This window comes from Pseudomonas sp. PDM20 (assembly GCF_014852575.3).
Lineage (GTDB): Bacteria > Pseudomonadota > Gammaproteobacteria > Pseudomonadales > Pseudomonadaceae > Pseudomonas.
In genome coordinates this window covers 3,569,238-3,592,443 of sequence record NZ_CM181224.1, presented here as the reverse complement: position 1 = coordinate 3,592,443, position 23,206 = coordinate 3,569,238, and the positions used below count along the sequence as shown (strand labels likewise).

Genomic DNA, 23,206 nt, shown 5'->3' with positions numbered 1-23,206 from the left:
AGGAAACCGCGCACTCTAGTGAGTGCGCGGCAGGGCGTCAATCTCGGCCAGCCGCACGGTATCGCGGCAAGCGTCGGCGCCGTAAGCCCTGCTTGCGGATCGCCGGCATCGTCAGCGCCCATCGAGTGCGCCGCAACTACCGGCCGAAGGCCGGTTCCCCGGCCGGCACTTCCTGCGGGCGGCTCAGCACATCGCGCCCCGGCAGGAAGCGCCCGAACCCACGCTCCTTGCCCAGTGCCTCCGGGAAGCCGCTCTCGCGCCGATAGGCCACGCGCCCGTTGATCAGCGTGGCGTCCACCGCATCGTCGTTGCGCTTCACCAGCCGCGTCAGGCCGATGATCTCCATGGGCGCTTCGCAGACGTCATCCAGCTCATCGGTCAGGCCGGCCGGGTTGACCACCACCAGATCGGCGCGGTCGCCGACGCGGATGTAGCCGGCGTCGATCCCGGCGAAGTCCGCCAGCTCGCCGGTCAGGCGGTGGATGGCGCGGCCGGTGTCCATGAAGCTCTGTCCGGCCAGTTCGGCATCGCGCACGTACTTGAGCATGCGCAGCGGGAAGTTGTACTGCGCGTGGGAAGCCAGGTGCGCGCCGGAGTCGGCGAAGCCCGGCTGGGTCCAGGGGCTGGCCAGCAGCTTGCCCATGATGTCCGGGCGGTGGTTGCCGTAGCAGGTGGTCCACTTGAGCTCGTTGCGGTACTGGCCGGCCAGCTCGAAGAAGGCGTCCACCGGGTCCAGACCGCGCTCGCGGCCGATGTCCTCGAAGTTGCGCCCGACCATTGAGGCATCCGGGCATTCGCGCACCCAGCAGTCGGACAGGTTGCGGTGCCACAGGCCGAGGCTGAGGGTGGCCTTGATGTCTTTCTTGAAGCGTTCGCGGAAGGCCGGGTCCTGGATGCGCGTGTAGAGCTCTTCCGGGTCCTTGATGTCGCGCAGCACCTCGCCGGCGCCGAACTCCTCGAAGCCGTTCATGTTCAGCCCCTCGATGCGTACCACGAAGGGCGCGGGCAGGGTCTGCCAGCGGTAGCGGCCGCGCAGCAGGCGGTTGGCGACCCAACCGGAGGCGCGGGTGATGCGGTGCATGAAGGGCTGGGATTTCAAGTCCAGCGCAGTGAGCATCGAGCACTTGAGCGGGCGGCGGAACCAGCCGTGAGCCTGGTAGAGGAAGGCGAACACGTTGATCTTGGTGACCGCGTTGGGTGCGCCCTGCATCAGCGCGTTGCGCCGGCGCAACACCGCGAACAGGCGGGAGAATTCCTTCCAGCTGGCAAAGGTGGAGGGCAGCGGGCTGGACCAGGCACGGTCGCCGTCCATTTTGTCGAGCCGCGTGGTCATCACCGAGAGACCGAAGCAGCCGGCATCCAGCGCCTGTTCCAGCAGTTCCTCCATGCGCGAAAGCTCCGCTTCGGTAGGCTTGGCACCGCTGATGGCGCGCTCCAGGCCCATTACCGTGACGCGCAGCTCCGAGTGGCCGAGGAAGGAGCAGAGGTTGGGCCCCAGCGGCTGCTGGTCGTAGAAGGCGCGGTAGCCTTTGGCGTCCTTCCAGGTGCGCTTGTCACGCAGGATCGGCAGCACCTGCTCGCGTGGCACGGCTTCGACACGGGTGAACAGGTCCGAACAGTCCTCGGCCTCGCCCAGCACCATGCTGATGGAGCAGGAGCCCACCGACACGGTGGTCACGCCATGGCGCACCGACTCCTTCAGTGCCGGCGCCGCGATGGCTTCGGCATCGTAGTGCGAGTGGATTTCCAGGAAGCCGGGAGTGACCCACTTGCCGGCGGCGTCGATGATCTGCGTGCAGCCGCTTTCGTCCAGCGGACTGACGCTCAGGGTGTCGATGCGGCCATCCTTGATGCCGACGTGGCGCAGGCTGCCGGGGGCATCGCTGCCGTCGAAGTACAGGCCGTTCTTGATGATGATGTCGTAGCTCACAGGAGGCTCCAGGGCGACAGCAGCAGGACGCCGCTGACCAGCAGCAGGCAGTGGATGGCGAGGCGGAAGTGGTGTTCCTCGAAGCGGTGGTGCAGGCGTTCGCCCAGCCATACGCCGAGCAGCAGCAGGGGCGCGTAGGCGAGTACCTGGGGCAGCGCCGGGCGTAGACGACCGTCGAGGAGGAAGGCAAGGGTCAGCAGGCCGTTGAGGGTGAACCAGACGCAGACCAGGGTGGCGCGCAGGCGGGTCTTGTCCAGCGGGCGGGTTGAGAGCGCGTAGACCAGCAGTGGCCCGCCGGAAGCGAACAGGCCGTGGCAGACCCCGGCGGCGCCGGTGGCCAGGCGCACCACCCAGTTGGGCGTTCTGCCGCGCTCCGGGGCACTGGCGCGCAGGCGCCACAACTCACGGCCGGCGAACCAGAGGATCAGCACGCCAAGGCCGCGCTTGAGCGGTTGCGGGTCCAGGTGCGGCAACAGCAGGTAGCCGATCAGCATGCCGATGAGCATCCCCGGCAGCACGGTGCGCAGCAGCAGGCGCGTGTCGATCAGGCGGCGGTGGCGCCAGCACAGGTAGCCGGTCATGCCGATGTTCAGCGGCACCAGGATCGGCAGCAGTGTCTCGATGGGCATCAGCAGCGCGCCGAGGGACAGGGCGATCACCACGCTGCCGAAGCCGGTGATGGCTTCCAGGGTGTAGGCCAGCAGGATGAAACCGCCGAGGGCGAGGGCGGGCGCATTCATGACGCCGTCACCGCGGCGGCGCGGGGTTCGCGGCGCGCCCAGAGTTGCGCCAGTACCAGCCCGGAGAACAGCTGCCAGCAGCCCCAGAACGCCGCGATCAGCAGCATGCCGCCGGCCTGCGGGAAGAAGGTGAGGATCAGCGCCATGCCCAGCGCGGAGTTGTGGATGCCGCTTTCCAGGGTCACCGCACGCACGTCGGCGTCCGGCAGCTTCCACAGCCGCGCGCAGGTGTAGCCCAGCAGCAATGCAGTGCCGTTGAGTAGCAGCACCAGCCAGAAGAACAGGTGGAAGTAGCCCATGAACTGCTGGAAGTTCTTGGCGAAGGCCATGCCGACGAAGCCGAGCATCACCAGGAGCGACAACTGCCGCAGCGGCTTCTCCAGGCGCTGTGCGAGCTGCGGTTTGTGCCGGCCCAGGGCCATGCCCAGCAGCATCGGCAGGATCAGCACCAGCACCACGACGCCCACCAGTTCCAGCGGGTCGATGTGGATCTGCGTGAGGCGGTCGCGGGTCGCTGGGTTCAGCCCCGCGTAGAGGGCGAAGTTCAGCGGCGTGAAGATGCCCGCGCTCAGCCCCGATACGGCAGTGACGCTGGCCGACACCGCGACGTTGCCGCGGGCCATCCAGGTCATGATGTTGGAGAAGGTGCCGCTGGGGCAGGTGGCGACCAGGATCATCCCCAGCGCCAGTTCCGGGTCGATCGGCAGGGCGATGGTCAGCAGGCAGGTGGCGGCGGGCAGCAGCAGGAACTGCACGAGCATGCCGATCACCGGCGCCTTGGGCTGGCGCAGGATGCGGGCGAAGTCGTCGCGGCGCAGTTCCAGCGATACACCGAACATCATCAGGGCGATGATGGCGTTCAGCGCGATCATCGAACCGCCGGAGAATTCGAGATGGACTTCAGGCATCGCCGTTCTCCCGCAGCAGGAGGGCGGGGAATGGCGAACGGGCAGTAGCCGGCGGCAAGGGCGCGGCTCCGGTTTCAATCAGCATGCAAGGCGACTCTTGTTTGTATTTATCGTTGTAATTGGCAAGCATAGGGGAGCGTTACCGCCCGGTAACGGCTCAATCGGGACCTTCGCCGGTTAATTCGGGACCATGCCGCACACCATTACCGTCCATTACGCCCAGGGCATCCTGCAGGCCGCCCAGCGCCTGGGGCTGCCGGTGCCTGCCGATCTGCAGGCCGCCAGCCTCGAACCGCGCATCCCCCTGCAGCGCCAGGACGCCTTCTGGGAAGCCCTCTGCGCCGCCTCCGGCGACCCGCTGCTGGGCCTGCACCTGGGCAGCGCCCTGCAGGTCGGGCACCTGGACATGGTCGGCGCACTGCTGATGAGCTGCGAGCATTACGGCGAGGCGCTGGACGCCTTGCTCGAGTACTACCCGATCATTGCCGAGGGCAGCGAGTTCCAGAGTGAGCAGGACGCTACGCAGGTGCGGCTGGTCTATCGCCCCAGCTACAGCGTACGCCGCGAGGAGCGGGTGGAGGCCGCATTGGCCAGCCTGGTGCACCTGACGCGCTGGATCACTGGCGACCGCGTCAGGCCGCAGCGCCTGGCTTTGAGCCATGCCGCACGGGGCGAGCCTTCACGTTACGTCGGGTTGCTGGAGTGCCCGGTGGATTTTTCCTGCACCGAGAACGCGCTGAGCTTCGCCCTGGCCGATCTCGACGTGCCGCTGATCCAGGCCAATGCGCTGATGCGCGAGCACCTGCGTGCGCTGGCCGATGCGCAGCTGGAGCGCCTGGGCGCGCAGAGCCTCGCCGCGCGCGTGCAGCAACTGCTGCGGCAGAACCCGCGCTGGGGCAAGGAGAAGGTGGCCGATCAGCTGGAACTCAGTGGCCGTCATCTCAATCGCAAGCTGGCCGACGAGGGCACCAGCTTCAAGCTGCTGCGCGAGCAGGTGTTGTACACCATGGCCGAGCAGCTGCTGCGCGATTCGTCGCGGCTGGGCGAGGTGGCCGAGCGCCTGGGTTTCTCCGACGAGAGCGCCTTCGCCAAGGCCTTCCGACGCTGGAGCGGGATGACGCCGGGGCAGTTCCGCCAGGGCAACTGAAGCGCTTACTGGCGGTTATGGTTCACCGTTGCCAGCGCCTGGGCAGCGGGCAGGTCCAGGCGCCGGGGAACGCTGCGCTGGTGCTCGATGACACCGGTGCTCGGCAGCTTCGACACGAAGAACTGATCGACGCCGAAGAACAGCAGGATCAGGGCGATGGCGCCGATCCAGCAGAGCACGTCGTAGTCCAGACGCCAGCCACGGTGCTGGCGCTGCGAGCGGAGGGGAGGCTGGCTTTTCTTCATGGCGGTCACTGCGTTCGGATAGAGAGTCGGCGAAACCAGGGAGTGCCTGGATTCGCCGGCCATTGTCCGGTGTGCGGTGCTGCCGGTGATTCAGAGAGCTCTGTAGGACGAGTAGGAATTACCTCTGAATGAATTGTCCGATACCTTCATGTGCAATTCGATTCAGGCTCCCGGCAGCGCCTTGTCCTTGGGCCACAGCAGCCACAGCTGGCCGTCCTGCTTCATGTGCCCGGCCAGCTCGCCGGCAGCGTCGCCAGTGCCCCAGAACAGGTCCGCGCGCACTTCGCCGACGATGGCGCCGCCGGTGTCCTGGGCAGCTACCGGGCGCACGACTGGCGCGCCGTCCGGGCGAGTGGTGGAAAGCCACATCAGGCTGCCCAGCGGGATGACCTTGCGGTCGATGGCCACGCTGTAGCCGGGCGTCAGCGGCACGTTCAGCGAGCCGCGCGGGCCCTCGTTACTGTCCGGGCGCTGGCTGAAGAACACGTAGCTGGGGTTGCTGGCCAGCAGCTCGTCGACGCGCTGCGGGTGCGCGCGAGCCCAGTCGCGGATGCGCGCCATGCTGACCTCTTCCTTGCTCAGCTCCCCCTGTTCCACCAGCCAGCGGCCCACCGGCTTGTACGGTCGACCGTTCTGGTCCGCATAGCCCAGGCGCAGCTGGCGTCCGGAGGCGAGCTCCACGCGGCCGGAGCCCTGGATCTGCAGGAACTGCAGGTCCATCGGGTCGGGCAGCCAGGCGAGCACGGGAGCATTGACGCCATCGCGGCGGATGCCGGCGGCGTCGGCGTAGGGCACCAGGGTGTTGCCTTCGAGTTTGCCGCGCAGGCGCTTGCCCTTGAGTTCCGGGTAGACGCTGTCCAGCGCCACGGTGATCAGGTCCTTCGGTACGCCGTAGACCGGTACGGTGTGCTTGGCGTCGCGCTGCTGGCTGCCGCGGTAGACGGGCTCGTAGTAGCCGGTGATCAGGCCATTCTTGCTGCCTTCGCCGGAACGAAGCTGGTAGGGCTGCAGGTGCGCCTGCATGAACTGGCGGATCGCCGGGGCGGAGGCCGGCACGCTGGCGGCGTCGGCGCAGGTCGCGGCCCAGATGTCATCCTTCTTCAGGCGCACCGCGCAGGCCGAGCGCCAGGCGCTGAAACCTTGCAGCACGTCGGTGTCGGCGGTCTGCGGCAGGTCCGACCAGTCGGCCTTGGAATAGGTGGGCGCCTGGGCTTCTTCGGGCTTTTCGCCGAACAGGCCGCAGCCGGAAAGCAGGGTGGCAAAACACAGGGTGGCGAGGAGAGGGCGGGTCCAGTGGCGGGACGAATCGGTCACGGGCGAGTCCTGGCAGGCAAACGAAAGCCCGCTAGCTTGGGCAGACGCGGGGCGTGCGTCAAACGCATCGGTCGGATTTACATGCCTTGCAACGAATCCTCAGGCGGACCGGTAGAATGTCGGCATGAATCGACTGACGGGTGGTTAGAGCGTGGAGGCAAGGCAGGGTTTCGTCCTGACGCGACATTGGCGGGATACGCCCGAGGGCACCGAGGTGGGTTTCTGGCTGGCCACCGATGACGGGCCCCGGCACGTGCTGCTGCCGCCGCAGACGTCGGTAGCCTTCGTGCCGGCCGAACAGCGCGCCCGAGCCGAGAAGTTGCTGGCCGGCGAGCGCGGCGCCGAACTGCGCCCGCTGGGTCTGCGCGACTTCCAGCAACGCCCGGTGCTGGGCCTTTACTGCCAGCAGCATCGCCAGCTGATGAACCTGGAAAAGCGTCTGCGCGAGGCTGGCGTCGAGGTGTTCGAAGCGGACATCCGCCCACCCGAGCGCTACCTGATGGAGCGCTTCATCACCGCCCCGGTCACCTTCAGCGGCGAGCCGGGCGAGGGCGGCAGCGCCGTCACCGCCCAACTGCGGCCGGCGCCGGAGTACCGGCCAAAGCTGAAGCTGGCCTCGCTGGACATCGAAACCAACATCCGTGGCGACCTCTATTCCATCGCCGTGGAAGGCTGCGGCCAGCGCCAGGTGTACATGCTCGGCCCGGCCAACGGTGTCGATGGCGAGCGCGATTTCGAGCTGGAGTACTGCGACAGCCGCGCGCAGCTGCTGGAGCGCCTGAACCAGTGGCTGGCGGAGCACGACCCCGATGCGATCATCGGCTGGAACCTGGTGCAGTTCGATCTGCGCGTGCTGCAGGAGCACGCCAAGCGCCTGGAGATTCCCCTGCGCCTGGGGCGCGGTGGCGACGAGATGGGCTGGCGGCAGCACGCCTCGAGCAACCACTACTTCGCCGCGGCGGCGGGGCGGCTGATCATCGACGGCATCGAGGCGCTGCGTTCGGCGTTCTGGAGCTTCCCGTCGTTCAGCCTGGAGAGCGTCTCGCAGCAGCTGTTGGGCGAGGGCAAGTCCATCGACAACCCCTACGACCGCATGGCCGAGATCGACCGCCGCTTCGCCGAGGACAAGCCGGCTCTAGCGAAATACAACCTCAAGGACTGCGAGCTGGTCACGCGCATCTTCGACAAGACCCGCATCCTCGACTTCCTGCTCGAACGCGCCAGCGTCACCGGGCTGCCAGCGGACCGCAGCGGCGGCTCGGTGGCGGCCTTCACCCACCTGTACCTGCCGCCGATGCACCGGCTGGGCTACGTGGCGCCGAACCTCGGTGGCAAGGCACCGGAAGCCAGCCCCGGCGGCTTCGTCATGGATTCGCGCCCGGGGCTCTACGAGTCGGTGCTGGTGCTGGACTACAAGAGCCTGTACCCGTCGATCATCCGTACCTTCCTGATCGACCCGGTGGGGTTGGTGGAGGGCCTGAGCGACCCTTCGGACGAGGCGTCGATTCCCGGCTTCCGTGGCGGGCGTTTCTCGCGCACGCAGCACTGCCTGCCGGCCATTGTCGAGCGCGTCTGGCAGGGTCGCGACGCCGCCAAGCGCGACGGCAATGCGCCGCTGTCCCAGGCATTGAAAATCATCATGAACGCCTTCTACGGCGTGCTTGGCTCCAGCGGTTGCCGTTTCTTCGACTCGCGCCTGGCCTCGTCCATCACCATGCGCGGCCACGAGATCATGCGGCGCACCCGCGAGCTGATCGAAGGGCAGGGGCACCGGGTGATCTATGGCGACACCGACTCCACCTTCGTCTGGCTGGGTCGCGCCCACGACGAGGAAGCCGCCGCCGAGATCGGCCACGCGCTGGTGCGTCACGTCAACCAGTGGTGGGGTGACCACCTGCGCGAGGAGTACGGGCTGGAGAGCGCGCTGGAAATCCAGTTCGAACGGCACTTCCGGCGCTTCCTGATGCCGACCATCCGTGGCGCCGAAGAGGGCAGCAAGAAGCGCTACGCGGGCCTGGTGCGACGTGATGACGGCAGCGACGAGATGGTCTTCAAGGGCCTGGAAACGGTGCGCACCGACTGGTCGCCACTGGCCCAGCAGTTTCAGCAGGAGCTGTACCTGCGCATCTTCCAGCGCCAGCCATACCGGGACTACGTCCGCGACTACGTGAACCGCACGCTGGCGGGCGAGCAGGATGACCTGCTGATCTTCCGCAAGCGCCTGCGTCGCCAGCTCGGCGACTACGAACGCAACGTGCCGCCCCACGTGCGCGCCGCGCGTATCGCCGACGACTACAACGAGCGCCAGGGCCGCCCGCGCCAATACCAGCGCGGTGGCTGGATCAGCTACGTGATCACGGTCAACGGCCCGGAGCCGCTGGAAACGCTCAGCTCGCCGATCGATTACGACCACTACGTCAGCCGGCAACTGCAGCCCATCGCCGACGCCATCCTGCCCTTCGTGGACGATGACTTCAGCGCGCTGGTCGACCGCCAGATGGGGTTGTTCTGAGGCCTGGCGCGCCGAAATGAAAAAGGCCGGCAATGGCCGGCCCTTTTTCATGGCGTGGGGCGCATCAGTCGCCGCGGTATTCGCAACCGCTGGTGCAGGTCTCGTGCACGCGCACCTTGGACAGCTCCGGCAGCAGCGGCTTGAGCTGTTGCCAGATCCAGCGGCAGAGGTTTTCGCTGGTGGGGTTTTCCAGGCCGGGGATGTCGTTCAGGTAGTTGTGGTCGAGTTGGTCGTAGATCGGCTTGAAGATCTGCTTGATCTCGGCGAAATCACGAATCCAGCCGGTATGCGGATCGACCTCGCCCTCGATGTAGATGGCGGCCCGGAAGGAGTGGCCATGCAGACGTCCGCACTGGTGCCCGGCGGGAACATGGGGCAGGCGGTGGGCGGACTCGAAGGTGAATTCCTTGAACAGTTCCAAAGTAGCGTGCTCTGTGACGATCGCCGGCCCTGGAACGGGCCGGCCGGAAAATGGGCGCACAGTCTATCACCATCGCACCCTCCGGGCCGGCCGATCCGGCCAGCGGCTCACTTGATCGCCAGGCGTTTCGCCAGGCGATTGAGGTTGGCGCGGTCCAGCCCCATCTCGCGCGCCACGGCTGCCCAGTTGCCTTCGTGGCGTTCCAGGCTCTGGCTGATCATCCGGCGCTGGAGGGCGTCCACTGCCGGGCGAAGCTCGCCTGCCAGCTCCTCGCCGATGGCATTGTCGCCTTTGCTCGCACTAGCCTCAGATGCACCTTTGTGCAGGGCGTTCAGAGTGAGGTCGTCGACACCCAGGCTGAGGATGCGCGAGCGCTGCGAGTGGTTCGCCAGGGCCTTGAGCGAGGCGCGGCCGATCAGGTGTTCCAGCTCGCGCACGTTGCCCGGCCAGGCGTAATCGACCAGCGCGGCCTGGGCTTCGCGGGTCAGGCGCAGGCTGCGCAGGCCCAGGCGCGGGCGGTTCTGTTCGAGGAAGTAGCCGGCCAGCAGCAACACGTCGTTGCCGCGCTCGCGCAGGGGCGGAACGCGCAGCGGATAGACGCTCAGGCGGTGGTAGAGGTCGGCGCGGAAACGGCCAGCGCGGACCTCCTCGGCGAGGTCACGGTTGGTGGCGGCGATCAGGCGCACGTCCACATGGTGTTCGCGGTCCGAGCCCAGGCGCTGCAACTGGCCGCTCTGCAGCACGCGCAGCAGCTTGGCCTGGATCGCCAGCGGCAGCTCGCCCACTTCGTCGAGGAACAGGGTGCCGCCGTCGGCCAGTTCGAACTTGCCGCGACGCTCGCCCACGGCGCCGGAGAAGGCGCCCCGGACGTGGCCGAAGAGTTCGCTTTCCACCAGGGTTTCCGGCAGCGCCGCGCAGTTCAGGCTGATCAGCGGCTCGGTGCGGCGCAGCGAATTGGCGTGGATCGACTGCGCGACCAGTTCCTTGCCGACGCCGGTTTCGCCGGTGATCAGCACGCTCAGGTCGCTGCCGGCCACCACCTGGATTTCATTCATCAGCGCCTGGTGCGACTTGCTCTGGCCGATCAGCTCCCTGGGCTGGTCGCCGGAGGCGCGCTGGTAGGCGTCGGCGCGCTGCTGCTCGTGCTCGGCGCGCTGGACCAGGTCGGTCATGCGCTGGTTGGCCTTCACCGTGGCGGAGGCGAGGCTGGCGAAGGCTTCCAGGTTGTCCAGGTCGCCGGTGGAGAAGCGCTCGGGGTCCAGTGCATCCAGGGTCAGCAGGCCCCAGGGCTGCTCGTCCACCAGCAGCGGGCAGCCGAGGCAGTCGTGGACTTCCAGGTGGCCGTGCAAGCCCTCCACCAGCCCGTCATAGGGGTCCGGCAGGCCGCAGTCGGCGGCGAAATGGGTCGGGCCGGGGTGCTCGATGAGGGCGCGCAGGCGCGGATGCTCGCTGATCTTGAAGCGGCGACCGAGGGTGTCCTGGCTCAGGCCATCGACGGCCAGCGGCACCAGTTGGTCGCCTTCCAGGCGCAGCAGGGCGGTGGCATCGCACGGCAGCAGACCGCGCAGGGCTTCCAGCAGGCGGCGATAGCGTTCGCTTTCCGGCAGCTCGCGGGACAGGTCGGCAACCAGTGGAAGCAGGGTGGCCAGAAGAGGGTTGCGAGTCATATTGACCTCTTTGGAGTCGTTTTGACCTGGTGTTTGCGTGGTCATTATGACTCATTTTCAGGCGAAAGTCCCGGAAACAGAGGCCTGCGGGATTGGCACGCTTCCTGAAATACCTCAGTCAGAAAGCTCAGGCGCACCCACTCATTGCCTGGCCAACCCGAGGAGATCCACATGCTGTCCAACGAACACCGTACCCTGGTCAAGGCCACTGTCCCGCTGCTGGAGACCGGCGGAGAGACCCTGACCCAGCACTTCTACAAGATGATGCTCAGCGAGTACCCGGAAGTTCGTCCGCTGTTCAACCAGGCGCACCAGGCTTCCGGCGACCAGCCCCGTGCGCTGGCTAACGGCGTGCTGATGTACGCCCGCCACATCGATGAGCTGGAGCAGCTCGGCCCGCTGGTGGCGAAGATCGTCAACAAGCACGTTGCCCTGCAGATCCAGCCGGAACATTACCCGATCGTTGGCAGCTGCCTGCTGCGGGCGATCCGCGAAGTGCTGGGCGAGGAGATCGCCACCCAGGCCGTGATCGACGCCTGGGCCGCCGCCTACGGCCAGCTGGCCGACATCCTGATCGGCGCCGAAGAGTCGGTGTACCAGCAGAACGCCGAGCAACATGGCGGCTGGCGTGGCGCGCGGCGCTTCCGTATTGCCCGCAAGGAAGCCGAGAGCGAGGAAATCACCTCCTTCTACTTCCAGGCGCTGGATGGCGAGCCGCTGCTGGACTTCCAGCCCGGCCAGTACATCGGCCTGTCCCTGGAGATCGATGGCGAGGAAGTGCGTCGCACCTACTCGCTGTCCGACGCGCCGAACGGCCGTGAGTACCGCATCAGCGTGAAGCGTGAACCCGAAGGCAAGGCGTCCAACTACCTGCACGATCGCCTGAGCGTGGGCGACGAGCTGGACCTGTTCCCGCCGGCGGGCGATTTCGTCCTGCGCGGTGGCGACAAGCCGCTGGCCCTGATCACCGCCGGCGTGGGCATCACCCCGGCGCTGGCGATGCTCAAGCCGGCGCTGGAGTCCGGGCGTGAAGTGCACTTCATCCACTGCGCCCGCCACGGTGGCGTGCATGCGTTCCGCGAATGGGTCGAGGCGCAATCCGACGAGCATCCGCAGCTCAAGCATTACTTCTGCTACAGCGAGCCGCGCGCGCAGGACGCGTCCCACGTCGAAGGCTTCCTCAGCCGCGAGCTGCTGGCGGACTGGCTGCCGGAAGACCGCGACCTGGACGCCTACTTCCTCGGTCCCAAGCCATTCATGGCCCAGGTGAAGCGCCACCTGCGTGATATCGGCGTGCCCGAGCAACAGTCCCACTACGAGTTCTTCGGCCCGGCCAGCGCGCTGGAGGCCTGAACCTGAGCGCCGGCCCGATGGCGGGCCGGCGCAACCCGAGGAGGTGTGTGATGGAAAGTCTGTTCGCCTGCCCGCAACGCAATCTGTCGATGTCCTGGTCGCTGCTGACCGGCGGGCTCGTATTACTGCTGCTGGGAATCGTGGGAGCCTATTTCGTCGATAGCCATCTGAACCTGCAAAGCATTGTCGCAGCGCATGCCTTCACCATCCTCGGCCCGACACTATTGAAGCTGGGCTATGTGCTGCGGCTGGTAGCCCAACATCAGATGCGCAAGGAAGGCTGGGAGGCTTGCTGTGTTACTGGTTGATCGAAAAGCGCTGTTGACCATACCGCCCCTGTGGCGCCTGGGCTTCCGCCCGTTCTTCCTCGGTGGCGCGGTGTTCGCGCTGATCGCCATCGCGGCCTGGGCGGCGGTACTGCTCGGTGTGCTGCCGGCCTGGCAACCGCTGGGCGGCTGGCTGGCCTGGCACCGTCATGAAATGCTCTTCGGCTTCGCGGCGGCGATCATCGCCGGCTTCCTGCTGACCGCGGTGCAGACCTGGACCGGCCGCCCCGGTGTCAGCGGCAAGCCGCTGATGGTGTTGTCGCTGGTCTGGCTCGCGGCGCGGGTTGGCTGGCTCGTGGGTGCGCCGCTGTGGCTGGTCACCGTGCTCGAGCTGGCGTTCATGCCGGCGCTGGCCTTCTTCATCGGCCGCAGCCTGTGGCAGGTCCGGCAGAAGCGTAACTATCCGATCATCGCGGTGCTGAGCCTGCTGACACTCGCCGACGCGCTGGTGATGGCCGGCGTCTGGACCGGCAACGATGCCTGGCAGCGCGGTGGCGCGCTGGGTGCGCTATGGCTGGTGGCGGCGCTGATGGGCCTGATCGGCGGCCGCGTGATTCCCTTCTTCACCCAGCGCGGGCTGGGCCGCACCGCCCAGGTGCCGGCCTGGAACTGGCTGGACAATTCGCTGCTGGGCGGCACCATGCTGGTGGCGGTGCTGAGCGCAGTCGGCATCGGCCTGACGCCGCACCCGCTGGTGGGCCTGCTGTTCGCCGCGCTGGCGGTGGGGCACCTGGTCCGTCTGTGGCGCTGGTACGACAAGGACTACTGGGGCGTGCCGCTGCTCTGGTCGCTGCACCTGGCCTATCTGTGGATGATGCTGGCCCCGGCAGGCATGGCGCTGTGGAACTTCTCGCCGAGCTTCAACGTGAGCCTGGCAATCCACGCGCTCACCGTGGGTGGCGTCGGCGGGCTGATCCTGGCGATGGTCGCGCGGGTGAGCCTTGGCCACACCGGTCGCCCGCTGCAACCGCCGAAGGTGATGTCCTGGGCCTTCGCGCTGCTCAACCTGGGTGTCGTCGCGCGGGTGCTGCTGGTGATGTGGTGGCCGCTGGAAGGCCTGAGCATCGCGGCAGCGTGCTGGGTGGTGGCGTTCCTGATGTTCGCCTGGCACTACGGTCCGATGTTCTGGAAGCCGCGGCTGGATGGGCAGCCGGGCTGATCGGAGTGTTGCGGTAACGCCGTCTTCGGCGGTGGTTCGTGGGCATGGCCCGCTCCTACAGGTCGTAGGGCGGATAACGCGCCAGCGTTATCCGCCGCTGGCCCATCGGCGGATAACCCGTTCCGGGTTATCCGCCCTACGGACCTGAGCGGCCTGGGGGCCGCCGTGGACGCAGTCCGCTGCTACGCATTTGCGGGAAAGCTTCACTGAGGCTGGCGTAGCCGCTTGAGCTCGTCATTCAGCCAGGCGCTGGAGTCCTGCTTGCCCGCCGGGCAATCCACCTGATAGCGCTGGCCGCTCATGCTGCTCTTGGTCGCGGCGCGCTCGATGAAGTCTTCTGCGCTGCTCACCATGTTCTTGTTTTCCAGGTAATCCAACTTCTTCTGCAGGTGCGCGCGTGCTTCGGCAGCCGGGTACTCGCTGCCGTTACGGATGAACTGGCAGCCGCTGTGCTCGACGAAGTCCAGCAACTGGGTGATTTCCCGCTGCGCCTTGGCATCGACTGCGGCCTGCGCGCCCATGCTGATGAGCAGGAGAGCGCCCAGAAGCGAGCGAAGCTTTCGAGAGTGCGGCATGGCGATTCCTTGCTGTAGGCGTGAAGCCGCTGATTATGTCAGCGGCTGCAGCCGTTCGCCGAGGCGCCCGTTGTCTACCAGTTCAAGGAACTCGTCACCCATCCGCCGGCTTTCATCCATTGCCTTGCGCCAGTAGCGCTCGCGGCCCGCGTCGTCGCCCAGGTAGCGGTGGAAGTCCTTGCGGTCCGGCAGCTTGTTGTGCGGCAGGAGTGCCAGGTAGTCCTTCGACGGCGCCAGCAGCAGCACGTCCTGCAGGCGGCCGGCGTCGCCGCGGCGCCAGGGCAGGCCCTTGTCGAACCAGCCGGGGATGACCTTGTCGGTGAAGTGCGGGTAGAGCACCACGCCCTCGGGTTGGTAGGGCAGGTCCAGGTGGTAGTCCAGCAGCCCGCCGTCGCGGTAGGTGCCGGGGCCGGCGCCGGGGATGTCGCGCACGCCTTCCATGACCATGGGAATGGAGCCGGAGGCGAGCAGGGCATGGCGCAGGTTGGCCAGGTCCAGGTGCAGGTAGCGCGAGGGGAAGTCCGACAGCGCCTCCAGCGGTGGTGCGCGGCGGGCGTCGTGGATGATCAGACGCTCGAAGTGCCGGTGCAGGTGGCGGCGGCCGACCAGGTTGTCGCGGATCACCGCGCCCAGGCCCAGGCCGAGGTTGGCCTTGCCGTCCTGCGCGAGGCGACCGTGGCTCTTCACCACCACGACGTTGAGGCGGTACCAGGGGTTGTCCAGCACGCTGGCATCGTGGCCATCGAGCAGGTCGTCGAGCATCTTCGCGCAGCTTTTCGATACGTCGCTGATGCTCGCGTTGCGGGCGAAACGTTGCTGGGTGTAGAGCTCGCCGAGGCGGCGGATGCCGGCGGCCGGGTCGGGCAGGCAGGCGCTGGCGAAGCGCCAGGAACCGATGGAGGCGCCGATCAGCGAGCGCTCACGCGGTGCGCGCGGCAGCCATTCACCGAACAGGGCGAGGTCCAGGCCCTGGATGCCCAGCGCCTTCGGGCCGCCAGCGGCGCCGGGGAGGATGCCTACATCGGCAGGGGCCAGCCCCTGTTCGCGGATGCGCTGGAGCGCGCGGCTTCCGGCCTTGAGGGTGAGGGCGGGGGTCTTGATCTGGATGGCGGTCATGCGGGCCTCGCTTTGGCAGGCCGCGATTATAGAGCCTGTACGCAGGGAGCAAGGATACTTCACCAGGTGAATGATCCTTGCCGATTCAGCTTGAATTAAGTCCTTCGCCTTAGTCTGGAGATAAGAAGATTCTGACGAGGTACGCTCATGAAATGGCTGCTGATCCTGACCGCGCTCTCCGCCCTGCTGCTGGGTGCGGGCGCTGCCACGGCCCACGACATCGGCCCGGACGAGGCGCTGCGCCTGCGCGATGCCGGCACCATCCGCAACTTCGAGGAGCTCAACCGCACTGCGCTGGCCAAGCATGTCGGTGGTTCGGTGTACGATAGCGAGCTCGAGCTGGAACATGGCCGCTATCTCTACAAGGTCGACCTCAAGGACGCCCAGGGCGTGAAGTGGGATGTCGAACTGGATGCGGTCACCGGCGAAGTCCTCACCGATCACCAGGATGACTGATGAAGACCGTTCTGCCGCGCGTGGCGCTGCTCGGCCTGGCGCTTGCCGCCATTGCTGGCGTCGCGCAGGCCCATGACCTGAGCCAGGACGAAGCCCTGCGCCTGAGCAAGGAAGGGGTGATCCGCCCCTTCGAGGAAATCCTCCCCGCCGCGCTGAGCCGCTACCCCGGCTCGCGCCTGCTCGAAGCCGAGCTGGAGAAGGAGCACGACACCTACATCTACGAGGTGGAACTGCTGACCACCGAAGGCGTGGTGCGCGAACTGGAACTGGATGCCCGCGACGGCCGCATCCTCAAGGATAAGGAAGACGACTGATGCGCCTGCTGCTGGTGGAAGACCACGTACCCCTGGCCGATGAGCTGCTGGCGACCCTGACCCGCCAGGGCTATGCGGTGGACTGGCTGGCCGACGGCCGCGACGCCGCCGTGCAGGGTGCCAGCGAGCCCTACGACCTGGTGATCCTCGACCTCGGCCTGCCGGGCCGTCCCGGCCTGGAAGTGCTGCAGGAGTGGCGCGGCATGGGGCTTTCGATTCCGGTGCTGATCCTCACCGCCCGCGGCTCCTGGGCTGAGCGCATCGATGGCCTGAAGGCCGGTGCCGACGATTACCTGACCAAGCCGTTCCATCCCGAGGAACTGTTGCTGCGCATCCAGGCACTGCTGCGTCGTGCCCGTGGGTTGGCCAACCAGAGCCAGCTGGAAGTCGCCGGCCTGAGCCTCGACGAGTCGCGCCAGTGCGTGCAGCAGGGCGGCAAGGAGGTCGACCTGACGTCCGCCGAGTTCCGTCTGTTGCGCTATTTCATGCTGCACCCCGGCCAGTTGCTATCGAAATCGCACCTGGCCGAGCACCTGTATGACGGCGAGACCGAGCGCGATTCCAACGTCATCGAGGTGCATATCAACCACCTGCGGCGCAAGCTCGGCCGCGAGATCATCGAAACCCGCCGGGGCCAGGGCTACCGCTTCACCGGCAACGGAGTCGGCCGTTGATGTCGATCCAGCGCCGGCTCGGACTCGGGCTTGGCGTGGTGCTGGTGGTGGTCGGCCTGGCGTTGGCCCAGGCGGGTCTCTGGTTGTTCGACCAGGGTTTGCGCCGTTACCTGGTGAACGGCCTGCAGGACGAGGCGGAAAGCCTGCTGGTGGGCATCACCCGTGGCCCGGCAGGGCTGCAGCTGGACGGACAGCGGGTCGACGCCACCTATGAGCGGCTGTTCTCCGGGCGCTACTTCGTGATCCGCTTCGATGACCAGACCTGGCGTTCGCGCTCGCTGTGGGACAACGAGCTGAAGCTGCCGTCGCACAAGGGCCTGGCCAGCAAGCTGGAAAAAGGCCCGGAGGGTCAGCGCCTGCTGGTCTTCCGCGGTGACTACAAGCGTTACGGCAAGAAGCTCAACATTGTCGTCGCGCAGGATTACACACCCGTCCTCAAGAGCTTCAACCGCCTGCGCAATATCGGCCTGGGGGCCGGCGCGCTGGCGTTGCTGCTGATCCTGGTGTTCCAGAGCTTCGCCGTGCGCCGCGCGCTGCGCCCGCTGGAGCGCGTGCGCCAGCAGATCGCGCAGTTGCAGGAGGGTCAGCGCAGCCAGCTGGATCGCCAGGTACCGCGCGAGCTGGAGCCGCTGGTGGAGCAGACCAACCATCTGCTGCAGCACACCGAGGACACCTTGCGCCGCTCACGCAATGCGCTGGGCAATCTCGGCCATGCCTTGAAGACGCCGCTGGCCGTGCTGATCAGCCTGGCCGACCGCGAGGAGCTGCGCGAGCACCCCGAGCTACGGCGTGTGTTGCAGGAGCAGCTGGAGCAGATCGAGCAGCGCCTGGCCCGCGAGCTGGGACGCGCGCGGCTGGTGGGCGAGGCATTGCCCGGCGCCCACTTCGATTGCGATGCGGAGCTGCCAAGCCTGTGCGACATGCTCAAGCTCATCCATGGCGACCACCTCGCCATCGACTGGCAGGCGCCGCCCGCGACGCGCCTGCCGTATGACCGGGAGGACCTGCTGGAGATGCTCGGCAACCTGCTGGATAACGCCTGCAAATGGGCCGATGCCCAGGTTCGCCTGACGGTTGAGAAGGGCGCCGATGCCTACCGGTTGAGCGTTGATGACGATGGCCCCGGCATTGCCGAGGACCAGCGTGACAGCGTGCTGGAGCGTGGCACGCGGCTGGATGAGCAGGTGGCCGGGCACGGCCTGGGCTTGGGTATCGCGCGGGATATCGCGGCGGCCTGCGGTGGTGGCCTGACCCTGGAAAGCAGCGAGCTGGGCGGGTTGCGGGTGGTGGTGGAGCTGCCGCGCCGCACGGTCTGACCTGACGCCGGTCTTGCCGGCGGATCGCGGGCATGGCCCGCTCCTACAAGGTCCGGTATGACTCGGCGTTCACCTGTAGGAGCGGGCCATGCCCGCGACCGATCCTGCTGCGGGGCTCAGACGCGGAACTGATCCATCAACCCCTGCTGATGGTTCGCCAGCTTGTTCAGCGACTGGCTGACCTGCGCCGATTCCTGCGCCTGGCTGGACAGCGATTCGGTGACGTCACGGATGCCCGCCACGTTGCGGTTGATCTCCTCGGCCACCGCGCTCTGTTCCTCGGCGGCGCTGGCGATCTGCAGGTTCATGTCGGTAATCACACCCACGGCGTCGCCAATGCGCTTCAGCGCGGCCACGGCCTGTTCGACCTGGTTCACGCTGTCCTGCGCCTGGCGGTGGCTGTTGTTCATGGCGCCGACTACCTCGCGGGTACCGTTCTGCAGGCCTTCGATGACCTGGCGGATTTCCTCCACCGAGTCCTGGGTGCGCTTGGCGAGGTTGCGCACCTCGTCGGCGACCACCGCGAAGCCGCGCCCGGCCTCACCGGCGCGGGCCGCTTCGATGGCGGCATTGAGCGCCAGCAGGTTGGTCTGCTCGGCGATGCCGCGGATGACTTCCAGCACCGAGCCGATCTGCTCGCTGCTCGCCGCCAGCCCTTCCACCTGGCTCATGGCGCTGCTCATGTCGCTGGCCAATTCGTCGATCAGGCGGGTGGTGTTGTCGATCACGCTGAGGCCGTCGCGGGTCGCGCCGTCGGCGCCACGGGCGGCATCGGCGGCCATGGCGGCGCTGTTGGCGACGTCATGGGCGGTGGCGCTCATTTCCTGGGAGGCTGTGGCGACCTGATCGACTTCGCGGAACTGCTGCTGCATGCCGGCGCTGGTCTGGCTGGCGATTTCCGAGGATTGGTCGGCAGTGGCGCGGGCGTCCTGCACCGAGGATTTCACGTCACGGATGATCGGCTGCAGCTTGTCGAGGAAGCGGTTGAACCAGCCGGCCAGTTCACCCAGCTCGTCCTTGCCGCTGTAGTCCAGGCGTTTGGTCAGGTCGCCTTCGCCGCTGGCAATGTTGCGCAGCATGGCGGCGACGTTGAGGATCGGCCGGGTCACGCCGCGGGCGGTGAGCCACATGGCGAACAGGCCGATCAGGATGGCGATCAAACCGAAGCCGAGTTGCGAGACGGTGCCCTGCACGCGCTGGTTGTCCAGTTCGTTCTGCAACTCGATGGCCGGGCCGAGCAGGACATTTTGCGGGACCTCCAGCAGCACGCCCCAGGGCTTGGAGCCGGGGATCGGTTGCAGCGGCTCGACCACGCGCAGTTGATCGTCCTGACGGAATACCTGCTCATGGTTGGCGGCGATGGCCTGCAGCAGGTCGGCGCCCTGGTTGGGGTAGACCTCCTTGAGGTTCTTGCTCAGTTTGGAGGCATCCGCGCTGTGCCCGGCGAGCAGGCCGGCGGCGCTGACGATGCTGACGCGACCCTGGCCGTCGTACAGCTCCTGGCTGCCCTCGACGCTGATTTCCTGCAGCTTCTCCATGCTGATGTCCAGGCCCATGACGCCGATGACCTTGCCGTCCAGTTCCAGCGGGAAGGCGATGCTGGTCATCAGCATGCGCTTGTTGCCGACGTCGTCGAAGTACGGGTCGAGTACGCAGGGTTGGCCGGTGGTCTTGGGGCAGGTGAACCAGGCGTTGTAGGCGCTGCCGCTCGGGCCTGGGCTGGTGTCCTGCAGCAGCGACTCGGCCATGGCTTCGGATTCCAGGTGGCCCGGGGTGGCCTGCGACCAGTAGATGGAGAAACGGCCCGCGTCGTTACTGCCCAGCTCGCCCTGGCCGGCGAAGAGCTTGTCCTTGCCGTCCAGCGCATCGGGTTCGAAGGCGACATAGAGGCCCAGCAGTTCCGGGTTGCCTTCCAGCGCGGTCTTCACCTGGCGGGTCAGGTCTTCGCGCAGGTCATAGGCATCGAGGAAGCGCTTCTGCGCCTGGTCGCGCAGGAACAGTACCTGCCGCGAGAAGCCCTTGCCGTACTGGTAGGCATCCATGATGTAGCGCTGGATACGCATGGCCTGGACTTCGCCGCGCGATTGCAGGCGGGCCTTGGCCGCTTCATCGAGCATTTCGGTGCTCGATTGCTTGACCAGCGCGGTGCTGGTTTGCGTGCGGTAGACGGACAGGCCGGAGAGCAGCGAGACGACGCCGAGCAGACACAGCCCGGCAAGCAACGTGATCTTCCACTGGATGGAGAGACGGCGCAGCAGCATGGAGGGGAATCCTTGTTTGAACTAAGCGCTGGGATGCCTGATATATCGGCCTTTCCCGAATCTTCTTGACCCGTGACGGGGCGAAACGCGGGAAAACAGGCGATTCTGGCGTGCCCTGACGACGGGCGGCGACTTTCAGGCAAAAAGCGTGCAAGCGGCGGTGAAATTCACGCCTGGCGACTCTGGAAACGTCTTGATTCGACACGGGTTTTGACACCCCGCCAGGGGTTTGGCAGAGTGCGCGCCTTTTGCCCGCGCCCAGGCGCGGCGATCCGCGAGAGGAGTGGTGAAGATGAATGCGGTGCTGATCGCCATTGGCCTGATGCTGGTCCTGAGCCTGTGTCGCGTGCATGTGGTGGTCGCATTGATCGCCGGCGCGGTGGCCGGTGGTTTGCTGGGCGGCCTGGGCATGGACGGCACGCTGAAGGCCTTCAACGAAGGCCTGGGTGCCGGTGCGACGGTGGCGCTGTCCTACGCCATGCTCGGCGCCTTTGCCGTGGCCATCGCGCGCTCCGGAATGGCGCACGCGCTGGCCGATCGCGCCCTGGCGATGCTCGGTCGCCACGAGGTGAACGGCTCCAATGGCTTCAAGTGGATGATGGTCGGCCTGCTGCTGGTGGTGGCGATCTCCTCGCAGAACATCCTGCCGATCCACATCGCCTTCATCCCGCTGCTGGTGCCGCCACTGCTCTATGTGCTGACGCGCCTGCAGATCGACCGCCGGCTGATCGCCTGTGTCATCACCTTCGGCCTGATCACCCCCTACATGTTCCTGCCGGTGGGTTTTGGCAACATCTTCCTGAACCAGATCCTGCTGGCCAACGTGGCCCGAGCGGGCGTCGACGTGCAGGGCATCAACGTCACTCACGCCATGCTGATTCCGGCTCTGGGCATGGTCTGCGGCCTGCTGATCGCGGTGCTGTTCAGCTACCGCCGCAAACGTGACTACGACCTGGAACGCATCGAGCAGGCCGAGCGGGTCGATACCCCTTACAGCAGGATGAGCCTGGTCGTGGCGGGCGTTGCCGTCGCGGCGGCCTTTGCCGTGCAGCTGCTGCTGGACTCGATGATCCTCGGCGCGCTGGTGGGCTTCCTGGTGTTCTCGCTGTCCGGCGTGGTGCGCTGGAAGGAAGCGGACGACCTGTTCACCGAGGGCATGAAGATGATGGCGATGATCGGCTTCATCATGATCGCCGCCCAGGGCTTCGCCGCGGTGATGACTGCCACCGGGCAGGTCGCCAGCCTGGTGGACAGCGCCGCCGGCTGGATCGGCAGCAGCAAGGCGCTGGGCGCCTTCATGATGCTGCTGGTGGGCCTGCTGGTGACCATGGGCATCGGTTCGTCGTTCTCCACGGTGCCGATCATTGCAGCGATCTTCGTGCCGCTGGCGGTGCACCTGGGCTTCAGTCCGCTGGCCATCGTCAGCATCGTGGGGACTGCGGGCGCATTGGGCGATGCGGGCTCGCCAGCGTCGGACTCCACCCTCGGCCCGACCTCGGGCCTGAACGTGGACGGTCAGCACAACCATATCTGGGACACCGTGGTGCCGACCTTTCTGCACTACAACCTGCCGCTGCTGGTATTCGGCTGGGTGGCCGCAATGGTGCTCTAGAGCGCTCGCGCGCACGGAACGCGCGCTGAAAGTTGCACTTGGCGGGGCAACTGCTGACTAATGAGCAGGTTTATCCATCCATGGACCCGCTCATGTTCGAATCGAAACTGGAATACCGGACGTTCCTCGCCCTGCTGCTGGTGGTGACGCTCGCCTTCGGCTGGATCCTGCTGCCGTTCTACGGGGCGGTCTTCTGGGGCACCATCCTGGCGATCATCTTCGCGCCGCTGCAGCGCCGCCTGCGGGTGAAGCTCAATGGGCGCAACAACCTCGCCGCGCTGCTTTCCCTCGCCGTTTGCTTCCTGATCGTGATCCTGCCGGTGACCTTCATCGCCGGCGCGCTGGTGCAGGAGGGGGCGACCGTCTACCAGCGGCTGAAGTCCGGTGAGCTGAACTTCATCGCCTACTACCAGCAGGCAGTCGCTGCGCTGCCGGGCTGGGCGCATCAGCTGCTGGAGCGCTTCGACCTGGCGGACCTCTCCAGCCTGCAGGAAAAGCTCTCGGCAGGCGCGATGCAGGCCAGCCAGCTGGTGGCCACCAAGGCCTTCAGCATCGGCCAGAACACCTTCGAATTCGTCATCAGCTTCGGCATCATGCTGTACCTGCTGTTCTTCCTCCTGCGCGATGGCCCGACGCTGGGACGTCGCATCAAGCAGGCGGTGCCGCTGAGCGTGGAGCACAAGCAGCACCTGTTCGCCAAGTTCACCACGGTGATCCGCGCCACGGTGAAAGGCAACATCGCCGTCGCTGCGACCCAGGGCGCGCTGGGCGGGCTGATCTTCTGGTTCCTAGGCATCCAGGGCTCGTTGCTCTGGGGCACGCTGATGGCCTTCCTCTCGCTGCTGCCGGCAATTGGCGCGGGGCTGATCTGGGTGCCGGTGGCGGCTTACTTCCTGCTCACCGGAGCGATCTGGCAGGGCGTGGTGCTGACGCTGTTCTGCGTGGTGGTGATCGGCCTGGTGGACAACATCCTGCGCCCTATCCTGGTGGGCAAGGACACCAAGATGCCCGACTACGTGGTGTTGATCTCCACCCTCGGCGGCATGTCGCTGTTCGGCCTCAACGGCTTCGTCATCGGCCCGCTGATCGCGGCGCTGTTCATGGCCTCGTGGGATCTGTTCACCGGTCGTGAAGGCGAAGCAGCCAAGCCGGCAGAGTAG

21 protein-coding genes are annotated in these 23,206 nt (G+C 66.7%); 11 read left to right on the top strand and 10 right to left on the bottom strand.

Annotated features, from left to right (window positions below):
• Positions 1–136 precede the first annotated feature (136 nt).
• From IB261_RS16440 to IB261_RS16430, 3 genes are read right to left on the bottom strand one after another with little or no spacing between them, the layout of a single operon-like run.
• Positions 137–1,930: an N-acyl-D-amino-acid deacylase family protein gene (locus IB261_RS16440; RefSeq protein ID WP_151187286.1), complete on the bottom strand. Its 1,794-nt coding sequence runs from the start codon at positions 1,928–1,930 to the stop codon at positions 137–139.
• Positions 1,927–2,670, bottom strand: coding sequence for a sulfite exporter TauE/SafE family protein (locus tag IB261_RS16435; RefSeq protein ID WP_081520512.1), 744 nt, complete (start codon positions 2,668–2,670; stop codon positions 1,927–1,929). The genes IB261_RS16440 and IB261_RS16435 overlap by 4 nt, the downstream gene beginning before the upstream one ends.
• Positions 2,667–3,578, bottom strand: coding sequence for a bile acid:sodium symporter family protein (locus IB261_RS16430; RefSeq protein WP_081520511.1), 912 nt, complete (start codon positions 3,576–3,578; stop codon positions 2,667–2,669). The genes IB261_RS16435 and IB261_RS16430 overlap by 4 nt, the downstream gene beginning before the upstream one ends.
• Positions 3,579–3,768: 190 nt before the next feature.
• On the opposite strand from IB261_RS16430, the gene IB261_RS16425 reads away from it, so the two are divergent.
• A complete protein-coding gene (locus tag IB261_RS16425; RefSeq protein ID WP_151187284.1) occupies positions 3,769–4,725 on the top strand; it encodes an AraC family transcriptional regulator in 957 nt (318 codons plus the stop codon).
• Between the two features lie 5 nt (positions 4,726–4,730).
• On the opposite strand, the gene IB261_RS16420 is transcribed toward IB261_RS16425, so the two are convergent.
• Together IB261_RS16420 and mltA are read right to left on the bottom strand one after the other, a co-directional pair.
• Positions 4,731–4,970 carry a hypothetical protein gene (locus IB261_RS16420; protein ID WP_192382594.1) on the bottom strand — a complete coding sequence of 80 codons (240 nt, stop codon included), beginning with the start codon at positions 4,968–4,970 and terminating at the stop codon, positions 4,731–4,733.
• A gap of 162 nt (positions 4,971–5,132) precedes the next feature.
• Complete coding sequence (gene mltA / locus IB261_RS16415; RefSeq protein ID WP_192382593.1) at positions 5,133–6,284, bottom strand: murein transglycosylase A; 1,152 nt, start codon at positions 6,282–6,284, stop codon at positions 5,133–5,135.
• 151 nt (positions 6,285–6,435) lie between these two features.
• Between mltA and IB261_RS16410 the strand changes: the two genes are divergently transcribed.
• Positions 6,436–8,796, top strand: a complete 2,361-nt coding sequence (locus IB261_RS16410) for a DNA polymerase II (RefSeq protein WP_192382592.1) — start codon at positions 6,436–6,438, stop codon at positions 8,794–8,796.
• 64 nt (positions 8,797–8,860) lie between these two features.
• Here IB261_RS16410 and queD read toward each other — a convergent pair whose 3' ends face one another.
• Entirely contained in the window at positions 8,861–9,217 is a 357-nt protein-coding gene (gene queD / locus IB261_RS16405; RefSeq protein WP_017516521.1) for a 6-carboxytetrahydropterin synthase QueD, read from the bottom strand.
• A gap of 107 nt (positions 9,218–9,324) precedes the next feature.
• Positions 9,325–10,884, bottom strand: coding sequence for a nitric oxide reductase transcriptional regulator NorR (norR, locus tag IB261_RS16400; RefSeq protein ID WP_192382591.1), 1,560 nt, complete (start codon positions 10,882–10,884; stop codon positions 9,325–9,327).
• Positions 10,885–11,055: 171 nt separating this feature from the next.
• On the opposite strand from norR, the gene hmpA reads away from it, so the two are divergent.
• The 3 genes from hmpA to IB261_RS16385 are packed head-to-tail and all read left to right on the top strand — an operon-like array spanning position 11,056 to position 13,722.
• A complete protein-coding gene (gene hmpA / locus IB261_RS16395; RefSeq protein ID WP_192223620.1) occupies positions 11,056–12,237 on the top strand; it encodes an NO-inducible flavohemoprotein in 1,182 nt (393 codons plus the stop codon).
• Positions 12,238–12,287: 50 nt separating this feature from the next.
• Positions 12,288–12,545 carry a transmembrane sensor/regulator PpyR gene (locus IB261_RS16390; protein ID WP_192382590.1) on the top strand — a complete coding sequence of 86 codons (258 nt, stop codon included), beginning with the start codon at positions 12,288–12,290 and terminating at the stop codon, positions 12,543–12,545.
• A complete protein-coding gene (locus tag IB261_RS16385; RefSeq protein WP_192223619.1) occupies positions 12,532–13,722 on the top strand; it encodes an NnrS family protein in 1,191 nt (396 codons plus the stop codon). Before IB261_RS16390 ends, IB261_RS16385 begins: the two co-directional genes overlap by 14 nt.
• Before the next feature lie 203 nt (positions 13,723–13,925).
• Here IB261_RS16385 and IB261_RS16380 read toward each other — a convergent pair whose 3' ends face one another.
• Together IB261_RS16380 and IB261_RS16375 are read right to left on the bottom strand one after the other, a co-directional pair.
• Positions 13,926–14,297 carry a YfeK family protein gene (locus tag IB261_RS16380; RefSeq protein WP_192382589.1) on the bottom strand — a complete coding sequence of 124 codons (372 nt, stop codon included), beginning with the start codon at positions 14,295–14,297 and terminating at the stop codon, positions 13,926–13,928.
• Positions 14,298–14,330: 33 nt separating this feature from the next.
• Complete coding sequence (locus IB261_RS16375) at positions 14,331–15,413, bottom strand: patatin-like phospholipase family protein (RefSeq protein WP_192382588.1); 1,083 nt, start codon at positions 15,411–15,413, stop codon at positions 14,331–14,333.
• A 147-nt stretch (positions 15,414–15,560) separates the two neighbouring features.
• Here IB261_RS16375 and IB261_RS16370 point away from each other — a divergent pair, with 147 nt between their 5' ends.
• The 4 genes from IB261_RS16370 to IB261_RS16355 are packed head-to-tail and all read left to right on the top strand — an operon-like array spanning position 15,561 to position 18,173.
• A complete protein-coding gene (locus tag IB261_RS16370; protein WP_081520500.1) occupies positions 15,561–15,869 on the top strand; it encodes a PepSY domain-containing protein in 309 nt (102 codons plus the stop codon).
• Positions 15,869–16,183, top strand: coding sequence for a PepSY domain-containing protein (locus IB261_RS16365; RefSeq protein ID WP_081520499.1), 315 nt, complete (start codon positions 15,869–15,871; stop codon positions 16,181–16,183). The genes IB261_RS16370 and IB261_RS16365 overlap by 1 nt, the downstream gene beginning before the upstream one ends.
• Positions 16,183–16,857 carry a response regulator transcription factor gene (locus tag IB261_RS16360; protein ID WP_081520498.1) on the top strand — a complete coding sequence of 225 codons (675 nt, stop codon included), beginning with the start codon at positions 16,183–16,185 and terminating at the stop codon, positions 16,855–16,857. Before IB261_RS16365 ends, IB261_RS16360 begins: the two co-directional genes overlap by 1 nt.
• A complete protein-coding gene (locus IB261_RS16355) occupies positions 16,854–18,173 on the top strand; it encodes an ATP-binding protein (protein ID WP_167523195.1) in 1,320 nt (439 codons plus the stop codon). Before IB261_RS16360 ends, IB261_RS16355 begins: the two co-directional genes overlap by 4 nt.
• Positions 18,174–18,289: 116 nt before the next feature.
• On the opposite strand, the gene IB261_RS16350 is transcribed toward IB261_RS16355, so the two are convergent.
• Complete coding sequence (locus IB261_RS16350) at positions 18,290–20,434, bottom strand: methyl-accepting chemotaxis protein (RefSeq protein WP_192382587.1); 2,145 nt, start codon at positions 20,432–20,434, stop codon at positions 18,290–18,292.
• A gap of 292 nt (positions 20,435–20,726) precedes the next feature.
• Here IB261_RS16350 and IB261_RS16345 point away from each other — a divergent pair, with 292 nt between their 5' ends.
• On the top strand, positions 20,727–22,046 hold the full coding sequence (locus IB261_RS16345) for a Na+/H+ antiporter family protein (protein ID WP_081520496.1): 1,320 nt from the start codon (positions 20,727–20,729) through the stop codon (positions 22,044–22,046).
• Positions 22,047–22,138: 92 nt separating this feature from the next.
• Positions 22,139–23,206, top strand: coding sequence for an AI-2E family transporter (locus IB261_RS16340; protein ID WP_081520570.1), 1,068 nt, complete (start codon positions 22,139–22,141; stop codon positions 23,204–23,206).